The organism is Paenibacillus haidiansis, assembly GCF_036553665.1.
GTDB classification, from domain to species: domain Bacteria; phylum Bacillota; class Bacilli; order Paenibacillales; family Paenibacillaceae; genus Fontibacillus; species Fontibacillus haidiansis.
On sequence record NZ_JAZHPZ010000001.1, the window covers coordinates 286485 to 302929 of the forward strand.

General features: G+C 52.7%; 12 protein-coding genes. All 12 read right to left on the reverse strand.

Features of this window, described 5'->3' with window-relative positions:
* Window positions 1–5: 5 nt before the first annotated feature.
* Window positions 6–1025, reverse strand: coding sequence for a metal ABC transporter solute-binding protein, Zn/Mn family (locus tag V3851_RS01445; protein ID WP_331844711.1), 1020 nt, complete (start codon window positions 1023–1025; stop codon window positions 6–8).
* Window positions 1026–1176: 151 nt separating this feature from the next.
* Window positions 1177–3186, reverse strand: a complete 2010-nt coding sequence (gene metG, locus V3851_RS01450; protein WP_331845238.1) for a methionine--tRNA ligase — start codon at window positions 3184–3186, stop codon at window positions 1177–1179.
* 389 nt (window positions 3187–3575) lie between these two features.
* Window positions 3576–5225, reverse strand: a complete 1650-nt coding sequence (locus V3851_RS01455) for a cellulase family glycosylhydrolase (RefSeq protein WP_331844712.1) — start codon at window positions 5223–5225, stop codon at window positions 3576–3578.
* 36 nt (window positions 5226–5261) lie between these two features.
* Window positions 5262–6065: a carbohydrate ABC transporter permease gene (locus tag V3851_RS01460; protein ID WP_331845239.1), complete on the reverse strand. Its 804-nt coding sequence runs from the start codon at window positions 6063–6065 to the stop codon at window positions 5262–5264.
* A gap of 86 nt (window positions 6066–6151) precedes the next feature.
* Complete coding sequence (locus V3851_RS01465) at window positions 6152–7039, reverse strand: carbohydrate ABC transporter permease (protein ID WP_331844713.1); 888 nt, start codon at window positions 7037–7039, stop codon at window positions 6152–6154.
* Window positions 7039–8322 carry an ABC transporter substrate-binding protein gene (locus tag V3851_RS01470; RefSeq protein ID WP_331844714.1) on the reverse strand — a complete coding sequence of 428 codons (1284 nt, stop codon included), beginning with the start codon at window positions 8320–8322 and terminating at the stop codon, window positions 7039–7041. The genes V3851_RS01465 and V3851_RS01470 overlap by 1 nt, the downstream gene beginning before the upstream one ends.
* Window positions 8323–8427: 105 nt before the next feature.
* On the reverse strand, window positions 8428–9531 hold the full coding sequence (locus tag V3851_RS01475; RefSeq protein WP_331844715.1) for a response regulator transcription factor: 1104 nt from the start codon (window positions 9529–9531) through the stop codon (window positions 8428–8430).
* A gap of 14 nt (window positions 9532–9545) precedes the next feature.
* The gene (locus V3851_RS01480) at window positions 9546–11315 is read right to left on the reverse strand and encodes a sensor histidine kinase (RefSeq protein ID WP_331844716.1); all 1770 of its coding nucleotides are present in this window, start codon (window positions 11313–11315) and stop codon (window positions 9546–9548) included.
* Window positions 11316–11447: 132 nt separating this feature from the next.
* Window positions 11448–11714: a membrane protein insertion efficiency factor YidD gene (gene yidD / locus V3851_RS01485; RefSeq protein WP_331844717.1), complete on the reverse strand. Its 267-nt coding sequence runs from the start codon at window positions 11712–11714 to the stop codon at window positions 11448–11450.
* A gap of 1 nt (window position 11715) precedes the next feature.
* Window positions 11716–12180, reverse strand: coding sequence for a Fur family transcriptional regulator (locus V3851_RS01490; protein ID WP_331844718.1), 465 nt, complete (start codon window positions 12178–12180; stop codon window positions 11716–11718).
* A 196-nt stretch (window positions 12181–12376) separates the two neighbouring features.
* The gene (locus V3851_RS01495) at window positions 12377–14623 is read right to left on the reverse strand and encodes a copper amine oxidase N-terminal domain-containing protein (protein ID WP_331844719.1); all 2247 of its coding nucleotides are present in this window, start codon (window positions 14621–14623) and stop codon (window positions 12377–12379) included.
* 179 nt (window positions 14624–14802) lie between these two features.
* Window positions 14803–16440 (reverse strand): beta-N-acetylhexosaminidase, encoded by a 1638-nt coding sequence (gene nagZ, locus V3851_RS01500; protein ID WP_331844720.1) that lies wholly within the window; start codon window positions 16438–16440, stop codon window positions 14803–14805.
* Window positions 16441–16445 lie beyond the last annotated feature (5 nt).

Here is a 16445-nt window from a genome sequence, read left to right on the forward strand (position 1 = left end):
TCTCTTTATTGTAGAGCGAGAATCAAATTTTGCAAATTTTTCTCCATCAGGGTGAAATAATTATCCCCGGCTTCCTGCTGCTGCTTCGTCAGTCCCTCCACCGGATTCAGCACGAGCGTCTCCACGCCGGCTTCACCGGCCAGCGTCTTAGCCAGTTTATCGGAAACCAGCTCCTCGAAGAAAACATAGCGGATTCCTTCGTCTTTCACCAATTTGGACAGCTCCACCAAATCCTGAGCCCGCGGCTCGGCATCCGGCGACAGGCCCATAATGGTGTGCTGCGTCAGCCCGTAATCCCGGCACAGATAGCCGAACGCCTGATGCGATACGACGATCTCTTTCTTCGGCAAGCCCGACAGTGCGGCGGTAAATTTGGCGTCAAGCTCATCCAGCTTTTGGCTGAGCTCAGTGAAGCGGGCTTCGTAACCTTCTTTATGATCGGGGTCAACCTGGATATAGCTGTCTTTAATATTTTCAGCGATGATTTTCGCGGATTTCGGGCTTACCCAAGTATGCGGGTCTATGTGATGCGTATCTTCGGACTCTTCCGCGTTCCCTTCTTCATGCCCGTGCTCGTCGCCATGCTCGTCTCCATGCTCGTCTCCATGTTCTTCGCCGTGTCCGTGCCCGTCGTCCCCTTCCGCATCGATCAGCTCGATGCCTTTGCTGACTTCCACGGTGACCAGGGACGAGCCGCTGTCGATTCCTTTCAGGAAGTTCGGCACCCAGCCCTCAAGCCCGGCACCATTATACAAGAACAGCTGTGCTTTCGAGGTGTTGAGAATGTCCTGACTGCGCGGCGTCCAATCGTGCGGCTCCACCCCGGCCGGAAGCAGGTTGATCACATTGGCGTCCTCTCCGCCGATCGTCTTGGCGAATTCATAAATCGGATAAAAGCTGGTGACCACATTGACCTTGCCTTCCACAATCCCTCCGCCGCTGTTCTTGCCGCAGCCGGCGATGACGAGCAGCATTGCCGTCAGTAATAGTAATGGCTTCCATCCCTGCTTTATGTACTTAATCATTATTTACTCCCTTTCTTAATCGTAATTTTTACAATTATGATTATAGAGGCATGGTAAACGGGGTGTCAACCACTTTTTCATATTCCTAGTATTGGAGCCGCCGACGCAAAAAAAACGCCAAGGGCGCACCCTTGGCGTGAAATCGGTAAAATTATTTTACGATCGCCCCGTTCGGCATCGAAGCGGGCACCGTGGCAATGCTCAACTGATCTCCCTCGGAAGCGCAAAGTATCATCCCTTGGGACAGCTCCCCGCGCAGCTTCACCGGCTTCAGGTTCGTCACGCAAATCACTTTGCGGCCTACCAGTTCATCGGGCTTGTAAAACTTCGCGATGCCCGATACTACCTGCCGCTGCTCGAAGCCGAGATCGAGCTGCAGCTTGAGCAGCTTGTCGGCCTTCGGCACCGGCTCGCACGCCAGCACCTCGGCGACGCGCAGCTCGACCTTGGCGAAATCGTCGATGCCGATTTCGGGCTTCGGCTCCGGCTTGGCGGCAGCTTCCGCCGCTGGGCCGCCTGCAGCAGCCGATGCCGTCGCTACGCCTTCGGCCGCCTTATCCGCAGCTTCAGCCGTCGCTCCGCCGGACATCGAGTTCGAGATGAACTCGATCTCCGCCTCCGCTTCAAGCCGCGGGAAGATCGGCTCGCCCTTGCCCACCTTCGTTCCGGCCGGAACGAGGCCGAACGTCTTCGTGCTTTCCCAGGTCGTCAGCTCACCCGGTGTCAGCCCCAGCTGCGCCCAGATTTTCGCCGGCGCCTGAGTCAGGAACGGCTGCAGCAGAATCGAAGAGATTCTCAGCGATTCCACGAGGTGAGCCATTACCGAAGCGAGCTCGTCTTTTCTCGCTTCATCCTTGGCGAGCACCCATGGCTGGGTTTCGTCGATATACTTGTTGGTCCGGCTGATAAACGCGCTGATCGCGGTGAGCGCTACGGAGAATTCGAGGTTTTCCATCACTTCCTCGACCTTGGCCACCGTTTCCCGCGCCAGCTTCGACAAATCCGCATCGTACGGCGTTACATTAGGACGGAAAGCGGGAACCTCGCCGTCAAAATATTTGCCGATCATCGCCACCGTCCGGTTGAGCAAATTGCCGAGATCGTTGGCAAGGTCGGAGTTCACCCGCTGCACGAAGCTTTCCGGCGTAAACGAGCCGTCGGCGCCGAACGGAACTTCCCGCAGCAAATAATAGCGGGTGGCGTCGAGCCCGTAACGGTCGATCAACACAACCGGGTCCATGACGTTGCCTTTCGATTTGGACATCTTCCCGCCCTTCATGAGCAGCCAGCCGTGGCCGAACACTTTCTTCGGCAATGGCAGATCCAGCGCCATCAGCATGATCGGCCAGTAAATCGTATGGAAGCGGACGATTTCCTTCCCGACCAGATGAACATCCGCCGGCCAGTAGCGGTTGAACAGCTCATCGTTATCCGTACCGTAGCCGAGCGCCGTAATATAATTGGACAAAGCGTCGATCCAGACATAAACGACGTGCTTCGGATCGCCTTTTACCTTGACGCCCCAGTCGAATGTCGTTCTGGAGACGGCCAAATCCTCCAGCCCCGGCTTGATGAAATTATTGATCATCTCGTTTTTGCGCGACTCCGGCTGGATGAAATCGGGATTCTCCTCGTAGTATTTCAGCAAGCGGTCGACGTAATTGCTCATACGGAAGAAATAGCTCTCCTCCTTGACCAGTTCCACCGGGCGTCCGCAATCCGGACAGTTGCCGTCGATGAGCTGCCGCTCCGTGAAGAAAGACTCGCAAGGCGTACAATACCAGCCTTCGTATTCTCCCTTGTAGATGTCGCCTTTTTTCAGCAGTCGGTCAAAAATCTCCTCGACCACCTTCTTGTGCCGCGGCTCGGTCGTGCGGATGAAATCGTCGTTGGAAATGTCGAGCTTTTTCCACAGGTCCTTAATGCCCTTCACAATATCGTCGACGAATTGCTGCGGAGTTTTGCCGGCCTCTTCGGCCTTCCGTTCGATCTTCTGTCCGTGCTCGTCCGTGCCCGTCAAATAGCGGACATCGTATCCGCGCAGACGCTTGTAGCGCGCGATCGCATCCCCGGCCACCGTCGTGTAGGCGTGCCCGATATGGAGCTTGTCGCTGGGATAATAAATCGGGGTTGTGATGTAGAACGTCTTTTTGTCTGACATCATAGTTCATCTCCTTATTCATTTCGAATTTATTTCGGAAAATTGAAAAACAAAAAACTCCCGCCCCATCATGGGACGAGAGAATGCTCACGCGTTACCACCCAAATTCCCCGCCGCTTCACAGCAGTGCGGGCTCAGCCGGTCAATTTTGACCCCTCCAATAACGCCGGATGCCGCGCCTCTCCCTTATCGCCTTGTCAAAGCAAGCCGACTCGAAAGCGGGTTCTCCCGGACCATTTTCCAAGGGGGACCCAGACCGGTTCTCAGCTACCCCGGCTCTCTGCGCTGGACCACGCGCCCTGTACTTATCCGTTCATCGAAACATTACATTATATTCTCTTATATTATGAAAAATTGATCCGGTATGTCAAGGTCAAGACAACCGAAACTTACGACTTAAGAGTCGTGTTTACCTTTATGTCCAGCCAATCCAATTGGACCGGATGATCGAGCGCCTTGATTCCGATTACATGCCGCCCTGGGCCAATGTTTAGTTCCCCGCTGATCTCATAATCGGACCAAGCCTGCGAAACCACATCCAACGTTATCTTTTCCCGCTCATTAACGGTTACTTCAATTTTTGCATTTCCCTCGGGCGCCGCCGCTCGAATGCACAATAGGAGGGTTTTACTCGCATCCGAATTCTCCGGATAAACATTGAATTCATAGTTAAACCAATCTCCGGTGTGTGCTTGCAGGAGGAGCCGATCTTCCTCGGCCCACGGCTCTCCACCGCCATGCTGAAAATTCGGTTCCGTCCGCAGGCTTCGGATGAACCGGATGTCAGTTCCGTCCTCTTGCCGAAAGCCGATATTACACTTGGCGGCGTTCTGCAAACCATAACTTACCCCTTGACCCTTATGACCGTAAAATATAGCCGGGTAACGCAATGGCGGCCTGCGGAACAGCGCATTGACCACTTCCTGATAATAATCGCAGTTCTCCAGCCGCATATTGGACAAAAACTCCCGCAATACCGCCTCAGCTTCCTCCGCATTCGGCTTGCTTCCGCCTTGCAAATAATCGACCAGCAGTTGCCAGTTCGCAGGCTTGCGAATCGAGCATGGCGAATTGTTCGTATCGATCTTTTTCCAGGTCCAGAAATTCCAGGAGACCTTCAAGTCCTCGTACATGCCGAAGGCGCCCACATACCATTCCAGATTGTTCTCGCCGCCCTCCCCCATAAAGATCGGGACATTCCACTCCTCCCGTTTGTCCAGAAACTGTTGGATGCTCGCCTGATCGGGATTATTCCAGTATTTGTGGAACTGGAGCATCAAATTGTCGTCGAATTTTTCGTCAAATATACTCCAATCCGTTGCCCAGTGGGCTCCCTCCAGAATAATCATATGGTTGCGGTCCACCCGGCGGATCGCTTCCGTCATTTCTTTGTACAGTGGCATTATCCGGTCATTATACCCGTTGAACCACTCCGGCAGGGGCTCGTTGAGCAGATCATACCCCGCGACGATCCATTCGTCTTTATACCGTTCGGCTAGTGCCGCCCATAATTCGACAGCCGCCTTCCGGTGGCCCTCATTAACGAACAGCTCGGGCAGGTCACGTTCCGAATCGTCGATGTTCGTCCCCGTCTGACCGCCCGGCGCCCCGTGCAAATCCAAAATCACATACAACCCGTACTGCTTGCACCACCCGATCATTCGGTCCAGCAATTGAAGATGCTCCGGCTTTAGTCTTAGCGGTTCCTCCTCCTCAATCAGAAAACGGGCGTTGATCGGCAATCTCACGGAATTAAACCCCTCTTCCGCAATCCGCCGGATATCGGCTTCCGCCGTATGGGCGTTATAGTATTCATGCCAGAACCGTGCCGCCTTCTCCTTGCCGATCAACTGCTCGATCATACGTTCGATGCGCCGCGGGCGGTCTCCTTCCTCCGGAAACCTCCACATATATCCCTCGGGCAACAACCATCCGCCAAAACCTACGCCCCGAAGCAGGACTTCCCGGCCTTCACCATTCACCAGCCGCTGCCCGTCCGCTCTTAAAAATCCGCTCACTTCCCCTTGTTGACCGTACATTTCAATCTCATCTCCCATTGTTTATTGTAAAAAAGGCTAGCCTTTAACTGCTCCATCTACAACACCGTTCAAAATGTACTTCTGCAGTAACAAGTACAGGATAATTACAGGCAGCATGGTCAGGATCAACGCAGCCAAAATAGCGGACCAATCGTTGTTTCCATACTGTCCGAACAGCATGTTGGTTGACAAAAGCAAGGTATACGTATCCGAATCGGTCAGCATGAGCAGCGGCAGAAGGAAATCGTTCCAGATCCACAGCGCATTCAAAATCGCAATCGTGGCCGTGACGGGAAGCAGCAGCGGAAAAATAACCGTGAAGAATAATCTCAGTTCCCCGCACCCGTCGATGACAGCCGCTTCATCCAATTCGCGCGGAATGGACTTCACGAACCCGTGGTAAAGAAAAATGGCCATGGAAACGCCGAGACCGATATAAATCAAACCAAGACCAACCGTGGAACCCTGTACGCTCAGAAGCTTGGCAATTTTGTTCAACGTGATCATCACGGAATGAAAAGGAATCAACATAGACATGACGAACAGGGCAAACAAGAATCCGCTAAGCTTACCCGGAGTTCGCGATAATTTATAACCGGCCATCGAGGAGAACACGATAATGCCGATCAGCCCGATTACCGTGACGGCAACTGTATTCCATAGACTCCGCAAAAAGTCGATTTTGTCGAAAGCGTCCGAATAGTTGGCGAACTGAATCTTAGAAGGGAAGGCCAAAATATTGTTCAACATCTCCCCCTCGGTCTTGAATGAGTTCAATAGCCCCATGAATATTGGAAATAACGTGAACGCGGCGGCGAGGGCAAGAAACAGGAATATCAGTACTGATCCTGGTTTCCAGGTACGTTTTCCGAGACGATCTCCTCCGGTAACAGGCTTATTCCGTAAAGCTCGGTTTGCATTCGTACTCACGCTTCCACCTCCCTCTTCTTCATCACCCGCAGTTGAATCATTGTTATGATGAAGACCACCAGGAACAGAATCATCGCCTTGGCGCTGGCATAACCGTAACGGCTGTTCATGGCAAAGGCTTCCTCGTAAATATTCAGGGCGATGACCTGCGTGGAACGGCCCGGTCCGCCGCCTGTCAGCGAAAATACGGCATCAAATACTTTGAACGAAGAATTCAGCGTGACAAACAGGCCTATCGTCAATGCCGGATAAATCATCGGAAGCGTCACATGGCGGAAAATATGCCAAGCATTCGCCCCGTCGATCGCAGCCGCTTCTTTCAAGGTTTTCGGCACGCCCTGCAATGCGGCGATATAAATAACCATCAAATAGCCGACCCCGCCCCAAAGGGATACCACCAGAATGGCAAAGAACGAAAAGTTCGGATCGCCGATCCAGGACTGGTCGAGAAATTTAAATATCGTGTGTTCGGCAATATAGGGAAGAACCTTGGTGAAAATAAACATCCACATAAACCCGCCGATAATCATCGAAATCATATTCGGCATAAAAAATATCGTACGGAACCACACTTTACTGCTCGCCCGTGACTCTATGAAAACGGCAAGCAAGATCGCCAATATATTTTGCAGGATCACCATGTAAAAGACATATTTAAGTGTGAAAAGAAGAGAATCCCAAAAGATGGGATCCTGTTTGAAAACCTCCACATAATTATCCAGGCCGACAAAGCTGTAGCTTCGGGTTAATCCGTTCCAGTTGGTCAAGCTGTACCACACGCCTCCGGCAGCGGGCACAAGGAAGAATATGACGTAGAACAAAAGTGCGGGCAACACGAACCCCAGCAGCGTGAAAATCGTTTTATGCCGATGAAAAATACTCATTACTGGTTACCTCTCACTCCGGCCGCCCATGCTTTATCCAAAGCTTTGATCATATCTTCCTTGGTTGCGTCTTTCGCGTAATAGCTTTGCAACTGCTTGGCCGTCTCGTCGGTTACCCCGTTCGGGAGCGACAAATCCTGATAAGCCTTCCCTTGGGATACATACTGTGAAGCTTCGTCGACCCACGGGAACGTTTCATAATGATGGACATTAGATACCGGGTTGAATTTCAATTCTTCGAACAATGCGGACGATTCCTGAGCATCGAGAATAAAGTTGATCAGTTCCATCGCCACTTCCTTGTTTTCGCTTGTAGGCGAAACCGCCAGCGAAGTGGAAGTCGATAGATTGATCATCGTACTGTTCGGATCATTGCTTACTGGGAGCGGGGCGACACCGATCTGCATATCCGGATTCACTTTGAGCAATGTCTCGGCCTGCCAGGTTCCCTGCACCCACATGGCCGCCTTCCCGTTGGCGAAATCGGCCGATCCGGTCGCACCGCTTACCTCGAACGGTTTGTCCGTCCCGTTTTCCATGATAAGATCGATAATGTTAAATACGTCTTCCACGTCTTTATAAGAAGCGGTGCCTTCATTCATTTGCTGGATCCAGTTCGGATGCTCAGAAGTGACAATGCCGCCAAGGGATAATGCCATCATCAGCTGCGGAATCCAGGATTCCTGGAACGCCAGCAAAAAGGGCTTGACGTTATTGGCATTCAACTTATCCACGACCGCTTTCATCTCGTCCAAGGTTTGCGGCGGCGTTAACCCGAGGTCTGCAAATATCTCCTTATTGTACAGGTATCCCCAGGAAAGACTCTCCAGCGGCAGCGCAACCACTTTGCCGTCGTAAGTTACCGTTTGCTTGACGCTGTCGTACAGATCCCCGACAAACGGCTGGTCGGATAAATCCGTCAAGTATCCGGCTTCATAATAAGTCGGAATATCGGCAATCGCATGAAGTGTAAAGAGATCCGGTGCGTCGTTGGAGGCCAGCCGCGTTTGCAGAATCTGCTTGGCTTGGTCGGAATTCGGCATCTCCAGTTTAATGGTCACATCCAGATTTTTCTCGGCTAGCATTTTGGCCTTGAATTTATCGAAGTACGCTTCGAACTGGTCTTTAAAACGCGGGAAGCTCATAAATACTTTGAGCTCGACTTCCTTCGGTTTGTCCCCGCCCGCTCCGTTTGCATTACCGCCTGTCGAAGCCGAGCCGCAGCCTGCGATCACCGACAGCGCGAGCACGCAGGTCAGCATAAGTTTAAGCGCTTTCTTCATGTGCAATACCCCCTAGTTAATATCGATTACATAGCCAGTATATAGGAGTACTATTTACACATCTTTTGAACATATTGCCTTCACGCATTGGATTATTTTGATCCGTCATTCATCCCTGCGCATCTCACCGGGCGGAATCCCGTAAAATTTCTTGAACACCCGGTAAAAATACGTCAGGTCTTCATAACCCGCCAGCTGCGCCGCATATTTAATCGGCAATCCCTGCTCCACAATCAGCTCACGCGCCTTATTCATCCGGTGGCGAAGGATCGTGTCCGATACATTCTCTCCGGTATGCTGCTTGAACATTCTACTCAAATAAGTCTTACTGACATAGAAATACCGGGCTACCGATTCAAGCGAGATATCGTCGGCAAAATGCTTGGCGATATAATCATTAACCTCATCCAAATCCAGTCGTCCCTTGTTCTTATTCATTTCACACAGATTCATTGCCGCTTCAAAAATGGTCCCCAGCTCAGCCGTTGCTTCCGTAAATGATTGCCATGGAGCCTCATTCGCTTCTTCGCCTATTGCCGGGTCATAAAGATCGCTGATCTCCTCCAGCACCAAATCATGCTCTGCCGAAAACTTGCCCAGGATCAACAAGAAATCATGACCGACTTGTCCAGCCATGGATCTCCCCGCCCCATCGGGGAATTTACCTGTCAGGAATATTCCCAAACTCTTGAATTCCATCTGTAAGGCCTTCTTGTCCAATGTAAGCAAGTAACCGAAAATACGCTGGCGGTACGCCAAATACTCGTCCAATATTTCCTTATCGGTAAAAACAAGCGGTATGTTGGGTGGCGTTGCCGTCTTTTGCAGCGTCTCGACCGCTTTGACGCTGCGGGCTAGAGCTTCGTTCAATTCATCCGGATTCACCGGCTTGAGCAAATATTCCACAGCCCTGGAGCGAATCGCTTGTTTCAGATAGACAAAATCGTCATAACCGCTCATCACGATAATCTGAATATTCGGAAATTTGGCGCTCATTTCCTTAAGCAGGGCTGCCCCTTCCATTCCAGGCATTCTCATATCAGTCAACACGATGTCGGGCTCCAGCTCTTGAATCATCTTCAGACCCAAAATTCCGTCTTCCGCTTCGCCTGCGATCTCAATCCGATGGTTCTCCCATTGTCCTAAGGCCTTTACTACTTCCCTCGACCATGGTTCGTCGTCGATAATCAATAACCGATGTTGGTTCATCCGCTGCGATCCCCCTATTTTTTATGCACGGCCGGCAGAACAGCCACAACCATCGTTCCTTCTCCTGCCTTCGAAAAAATTCGAAGTCCATAATGCTCACCGAATTGCAGTCTTAAGCGATCATGTACATTCTTGATACCGATGCCTCCCCTTCGTTCGCCCGGGGCAGGTTTGATTTCCGCGTATCTTTCATCTTCCCCCCGTTTTAAACGCATACGAATCTCATGCAATTTCCCTTCAGATATCCCGATCCCCTCGTCTTTAATGGCAATCATCATCCGGCCGCGTACACCGGTGATCCGGATATGCAGCTTCCACCTGCCTTCCTTAGGTTGCAGCCCGTGATCAAATGCATTCTCTACCAATGGCTGGAGGGTGAATTTGGGCAGTATGCAGTCCAGCAGTTCGTCCCCTATATACTGTGTGACTTGACACCGGCCCGCAAACCGGTTCTCTTGAATAAAAATATAATTCCGTGTATGATTCAGCTCCTTATCCAACGTAACCATCTGGCTGTCCGTCCCTCCGCTGATCGCATACCGCAGAAGGTCCCCGATAACGCTTGTGATTTTGTAGATGTCCGGAACCCCTTTGACGAGCGCCATCCCCCCGATCATATGCAGCGTATTGTTAAGAAAATGGGGATTGATTTGAGCCTGCAGTGCCATGAGCTGCGCGTTTTTCACATCGATTTCACGCTGATACTCTTCCTCGATCATTTCTTTCATGCGCTGCATCATCGAGTTATAGCCGCTTTCCAGCAGGCCAATCTCGTCCCGGGTCTGTACGGACGTCATCTCAAAATCGGATATGCGCGTTTTCCGCATTCTCCGAGCCAAGGCAATAATCGGCCTGGTAATCTGCAGGGAAACTATTACCGAGAGCAGGATCGAAAACGCCGCAAACAACGTTCCGGTCAATATCCCCGCACGGATTGTCCTTTCCGCACTCCGGCTTACGGTTGACCTTGGAATAACTTTGATGACGGTTAACTGGCCGCCGCTGACACTATTGATAAAATAAAAATTTTGATCGCTTTTATGGAACTGGAATCCCGCTTGCTGCGGATGATAACCTGAGAACTGCTCATTGATGATTTCGTCATACGGCTCTTTTTCATTGACCGAAGAAAGTTTGGTCATTGAATCGTTCAACAGATATACCGAGCTTTCTTGCTCGGACTGAAGTATTTGCACGATCTCCTGCCATATTTCTTCGTTCAGGCGTACCGATATCGCCCCCTGCAATTTCCGGTCTTCAAAACGGTTAATCCCGTGATAAACATGGATGGAACCATTGGAATAGGCAAAATACATATTTTTGATCGCACCCTCCAGCAAACGCTTCCAAGGCTCTTTATGCAGATCCAATCTGGCACTGTTCATGCCAACATAATCGACCGTGTAAGCGAGCTTCTGGGTTTCGCCGTAAAGAGTTAGGTTATCGATCTTCCGGGAATTCGCAAAAAATGTTGAGGTCAAAGTTTCACGTATCAAATTATGTGTCCTGTAGCTATCCTGATCCCCAGGGCCCTCCGCCGATTGAATACTTTGCATCAACTGCTCGTTGATTTGAAGCGTATAGAACAGCCTGTCCATTTGTGCGATCAATTCGCTCAAATATTGGTCCGCCCATATCATTCGGGAAGTATTAGCATCGATCATTTCTTTCTCAACCGATGCCCTCGTGTTATTTGTCGCAATCCAAGTAATAATGACGACAGGCAATGTGGTCAGGCAGATCATGATTAGCATCAGCCTTAACCTTATTCCGGTTCGCTTCATCCCGCCTTACCTCCCTCTGGCTGACTAAATCCATAATAAATCGTTCATAAAAATAGGCCAACCAGAAACTCTGGCTGACCTAGCCCTTAATAAACAGCCTGCGGAGCTGCATTAAGGTTCCTGTTTGTATACTCAGTTACCCTTCTCTCCATTCGGAACTGGCTCGCCCTTCCCCCGCTTCGGCGGCACCGGATCAAGCCCGCCCGGATGGAACGGATGGCATTTGCATATTCTTTTGGCCGCCAGCCAAGAGCCTTTAAGCGGGCCGTGCACCTCGATCGCTTCGAGCGCATAAGCCGAACAGGTAGGGTAAAACCGGCAGGTCGGCGGTTTAAGCGGGGAAATAAATTTCCGGTAGAAATGAATCGGCCCCTGAAACGTCTTGCGTGCGATGCCCATTTCAGTTGACCCCGCTTCGCTCTGCAGCCTGTTCCTTCTCCGCTGCTGCGTCCTTCCGACAGTTCTTGCAATAGCCGAACACTTCGAATTTATGCTTGACCACTTGAAACTCCTCCGGCGCATCGGTCAGCGGCATCGGACAAAAGTGGATCGGATACGTTTTCTGGCATTGCAGGCAGATCATATGGTGATGATGATGTCCTTCACTGCTGCAGCCGGCACGAAATTTCAGGCCGTCTTCAAAGACAACCTGCTCAATCGCCCCCAGCTCTTCCATGACCCGGAGGTTCCGGTACACCGTATCAAAGCTGAGGCCGCTGTACTCCTTGCACATATATTCATAAACGTCCTTGGGCGTCAAATAACCGTCGCGCTCGGCAAACAGCTTCGCCAGGCTTCTGCGCTGGTCGGTAATCCTGAGGCCCTGGGCGGACATGACTCCGATAATTTGCTCTGTCGACAGCATGCGACATTCCTCCCGTCTTAAGCCTTTCATGCGTCACTTTTAATAATGCCGCAAAACCCGGCCTTCGTCAATGAAGCCGCGTACCGGTGGTTTAGACCATCGTTTTATTATAGATAAACGCGAATGAAGAAGGACCCAACCGAACGGCTGGGTCCTTTCTTATGAATTATTTTCCGAACGGATGAACCTTCGGCGCTTAAGGCTGCTTCACTTCCGGCATCTGCTGGAACAGCAGGTTGACGGAAAGATTACTGCCCGGTGCCGCTGTAAACAACAGCTCCAGACTCTCTTCGCGTTCACCGGTACGGTACAATACGCTGTTCTCGTTCGGCGCGCTGAGCCCGCTGTTGTTCGCTACCGGCACGATGCTGCCGTTGACCATAATATACCCGGTGTAAAATCCGCCGCGCGGATTGAAGGTGACCAAGGTGTTCGGCGCCACGCGATGCAGCTTGATCGTATAGACTACGCCGAAGTTGCCCGCGTTAAGTTTGTAGTCCCCTGTAGGACCGTCCGCCCCGACCAGGAACGGATCGCTGGAGTTATCCCCGAGCAACAGGCGAACCGGCTTATCACCGATCAACTCGCCGTATTCGATATGACGCGTAGCATCGCTATAAGTTCCGCGGTTATGGATATCCGACGGAAGGACGCTTAAATAAGGCAGCGTAGCGAACGGATCCTGATCTTCGCCGATCATGATCACTTCATATTTCAATGTATAATCGCTGTTCATATCCGCCAGCAGGGAGATGACTTCCCCCGGCTTCAAGGAAATGGCGCTCAGTTCGTTCAGAATGATCTTGCTTTCGCCGGGAGCGATATAAATATCCTTGTACTTGCTTCCGGTTTGCATCGATTCATAATAACGCTGCACCGAAGCCTTCCCTACGCCCGTCGCATATTGGTTCGGTCCCGCAAAACCCAGATTGGTTTGGGTCAGATGGGCGGTCGCCTCATTTTCGTTGGTGGCGATCACGTACATCTTCACATTTTGGCCCGTCGCGTTCACATGGTGCACCAAAAACCGGGTGTCCCCGATCGCTTCTTCCTGGTACAGAATACCCTTGGAATATACGGTTTCCGGGCTATTGGCGCGGATCAGGGTCGTCGGATCGGACGTAAAGGTGTAGTTTACTCTTTCCCAGGATGGGACGCTGGTCCCGTTAAATACGTATTTCTCGCCGACCGGGGTGAACAGTTTGTTAAATTCGTCCCGCGTGTACAGCGTTTCGTTCGAAATCATGATCGTTTTCTCGAACGTATCGGTTTGCCCGAACACATTCTCTACGGTCAACCGGATTGTAACGGGCCCCGGCGTAAAGAAGGCTTGGCCTTGGTTCTCCCAAGTCCGGTTCTTGATGCCGACTTCATCCGTACTGAAATCGGTATACGTAATAGGTTCACCCATTTTGTACGTTTCTTTGTTCGTGGTGAAGTTGGCGACCGGCGGCGTATGCGGCTTCACTACGGTAATCGTCAGCGAGAACGGATCGCTCCATTGACCGTTGGAATCCTGAACCCGGTAAGTTACGACGTATTGGCCCGGAGTCATGAACATCTCTTCACGGCCCTGCCATTCCTCATTAACGATCGGCAGTCCCATTGGCGAAGTGGCTTCGGTCAAGTACTGCACCTGGGTTTCCCCGGCGATGACTTCCGTATTTCCGATCGAGAACGAAGCGACCGGCTTGGTATTTACATCGACAATGACGCGCTTGCCGACTTGATCCCAGGTATAAGGCATGTTCAGCGCTTTGGTAATCGCCGTCAAAGGCACCATGAAATTGTTGTTGGCGGAGTAGGAAGTTCCGCTCATTTTGGTGGTAACCCCGTTGACTTTGTAGCTTGAAGTGTTCATCGTGAACCGGAGTTCATCCGTTCCCCGGATAATGATCGTTTCCTTTGTGGCATTATCATATGAAAGCTGAAGTCCGGCGCGCTCCACAATGGCGCGGATCGAGACGTAAGATACTCCGTCCTTGACTTCCATCGGATGACCCGCCAGGTATTCCTTGCCGTCCTGATACATTTTGTTGCTGTTCATCAACAGGACAAGCTGGCCGGCCGTGCCGCTGGTCGAAGTGCTCTCCGCGGCCGGAGGCGTGGTGGAGGAGTTATCCGTAGCCCCCGAATTCTCCTGGTCGTCTGTGTCTTGATTCGCTTGGTCGGTGCCGGCGTTTCCGCCGTCATCCTGCCCGGTTTGTCCTTCGACGGGATCCTGAGCCTGGTCCGTCGTACCCGCCTCGACTTCCGTTCCGGTCTCGGTTCCGGTTACTTCTTCAGTCCCTGTAACCGTTCCCGCTTGGTTAGCCGCCTGGTCCGTAACACTGGCCTCGGTTGCGGGATTGTTTTGCACCGCTTCTTCCGCACTGGCGGGAAGGACCATCGCAACTTGCGAAGCCGCCAATACTGTAGTCATGATTAACTTTTTGAACTTCATGCTAGACTCCTTCTCTACTCCCATTTTATAGCCCGCTACTAAGCGCACATACATTTAAACGCATGAATTCGCCAAAAGTTGCTACTAATATTAAAGCAATGTAAATAAATCGCAAAAAACCGGCAATCCCCCGCGGATCGCGGAAGAACAGCCGGTTTGAATATGAATTTTATGCCATTTTACCTTGCGAAATATCCTGCCGGATACTGGGCATTAAGACTTACGGGCAGGCTCCCCTGCGGAGCAATTCCGCCCGTCAGCACTTTCGATAGCGCATCCAGGGAAAATGACCTGTTTTCATAGATACAGAGATAATTCTCGATATCCCCAAACGCGTTCAAATCGTAAGGATTCCGCGAGGAAACGACGATCAATTTCCGGCCGTGAATATGATTCAGGGCCTCGATCAACCGGCTCTGCCCCGCCGGAATGTCGCCTTCCGCCGTATAGGTCACGGCGACAATCTGCCCGAAGGCGGCGCTCTGTTCTATGACGGCCTTGATTTCGTCGTCCGTCGGGTGAGTTCCGATGACGGACAGCACCGCGCCGCTCCCGTAGGGCCGCAGCGCATCCGCCAGCGTATAGCGGTGCACCGCCGGTTCGTCCACTTCGGTGCGGTGGCGAAGCTCGGGCCAGATCACGAGAACGGGCTCGGCGCAATTCAGCGGCAGGCCTCCGGCGTCCTTGACCAGCGTCACGCTGCGCTCGGCGACCTTGTTCAGCAAGGCCGAGCTTTCGCCCGGCGGCGTCAGCGGCACCGCGGGTGCCGAGGCGGCAGCGCCGCTTCCCGCAGCCGCGCCGATCCGCTTCGCCTTCAGCGCCAGCACGCGCGCCGCCGACCGGTCGATCCGCGCTTCGCTGATCCGCCCGCTGCGGACGGCCCCGATGACCGCCTCGATGGCCGCGGTTTGCTCCGCGAGCGTATGGCTCACGAGCACGAGATCCGCCCCGGCCTCGATCGCCCGCACGGCGCCTTCCGCGATGCCGCAAGACTTGGATATGGCGTGCATCTCCAGACAATCCGTCACGATGACCCCGTCATATCCAAGTTCTTCGCGCAGCAGGCCGGTCAGGACGCGGCTCGACAGCGTCGCCGGAATCTCACCCGGCTCAAAGGCCGGAAAGATCACATGGGCGGTCATAATCGCATCGACGCCGGATGCGATCGCCTTCCGGAACGGCAGGAGTTCTACCTCGTTCAGGCGCTCCTTGCCGTGCGGCACAACGGCCAGCCCGCGGTGGGAATCGACCGCTGTATCCCCGTGGCCGGGGAAATGCTTCGCCGTCGCGATCACGCCGGCCTCCTGATATCCCCGGATCGCCGCGACGCCGTGCTCGGCAACCTTTTCGGGGTCTTCGCCGAACGAACGCACGCCGATGACCGGGTTGGCCGGGTTGTTGTTGACATCGACGCACGGGGCGAAATTGAAATTGATGCCGAGCGCCAGCATTTCTTTGGCGGCCAGCTCTGCGACCGCCTCCGTCAAGGCGGGATCCCCGGCCGCACCGAGCGCCATATTGCCCGGAATCCGGCTCATTCCTTCATGATCCAGGCGGGCCACCATCCCGCCCTCCTGGTCGATCGCGATCAACAGCGGGATTTCCGGGCGCTCCCGCGGAAGAGACTGCAAGCTTGCGGACAGAGCCGCAAGCTGCGGCACGGACTCCACATTGCGGCGGAAGTATACGGTTCCGCCGACATGATAATCGCCGACCAGCGTCTTGATCTGCTCGTCGGCTTCAAGGCTGTGGAAACCGCATATAAACAGTTGCCCGATTTTTTGCTCCAATGACCATCCCGATAATTCCGATGCCAATACCA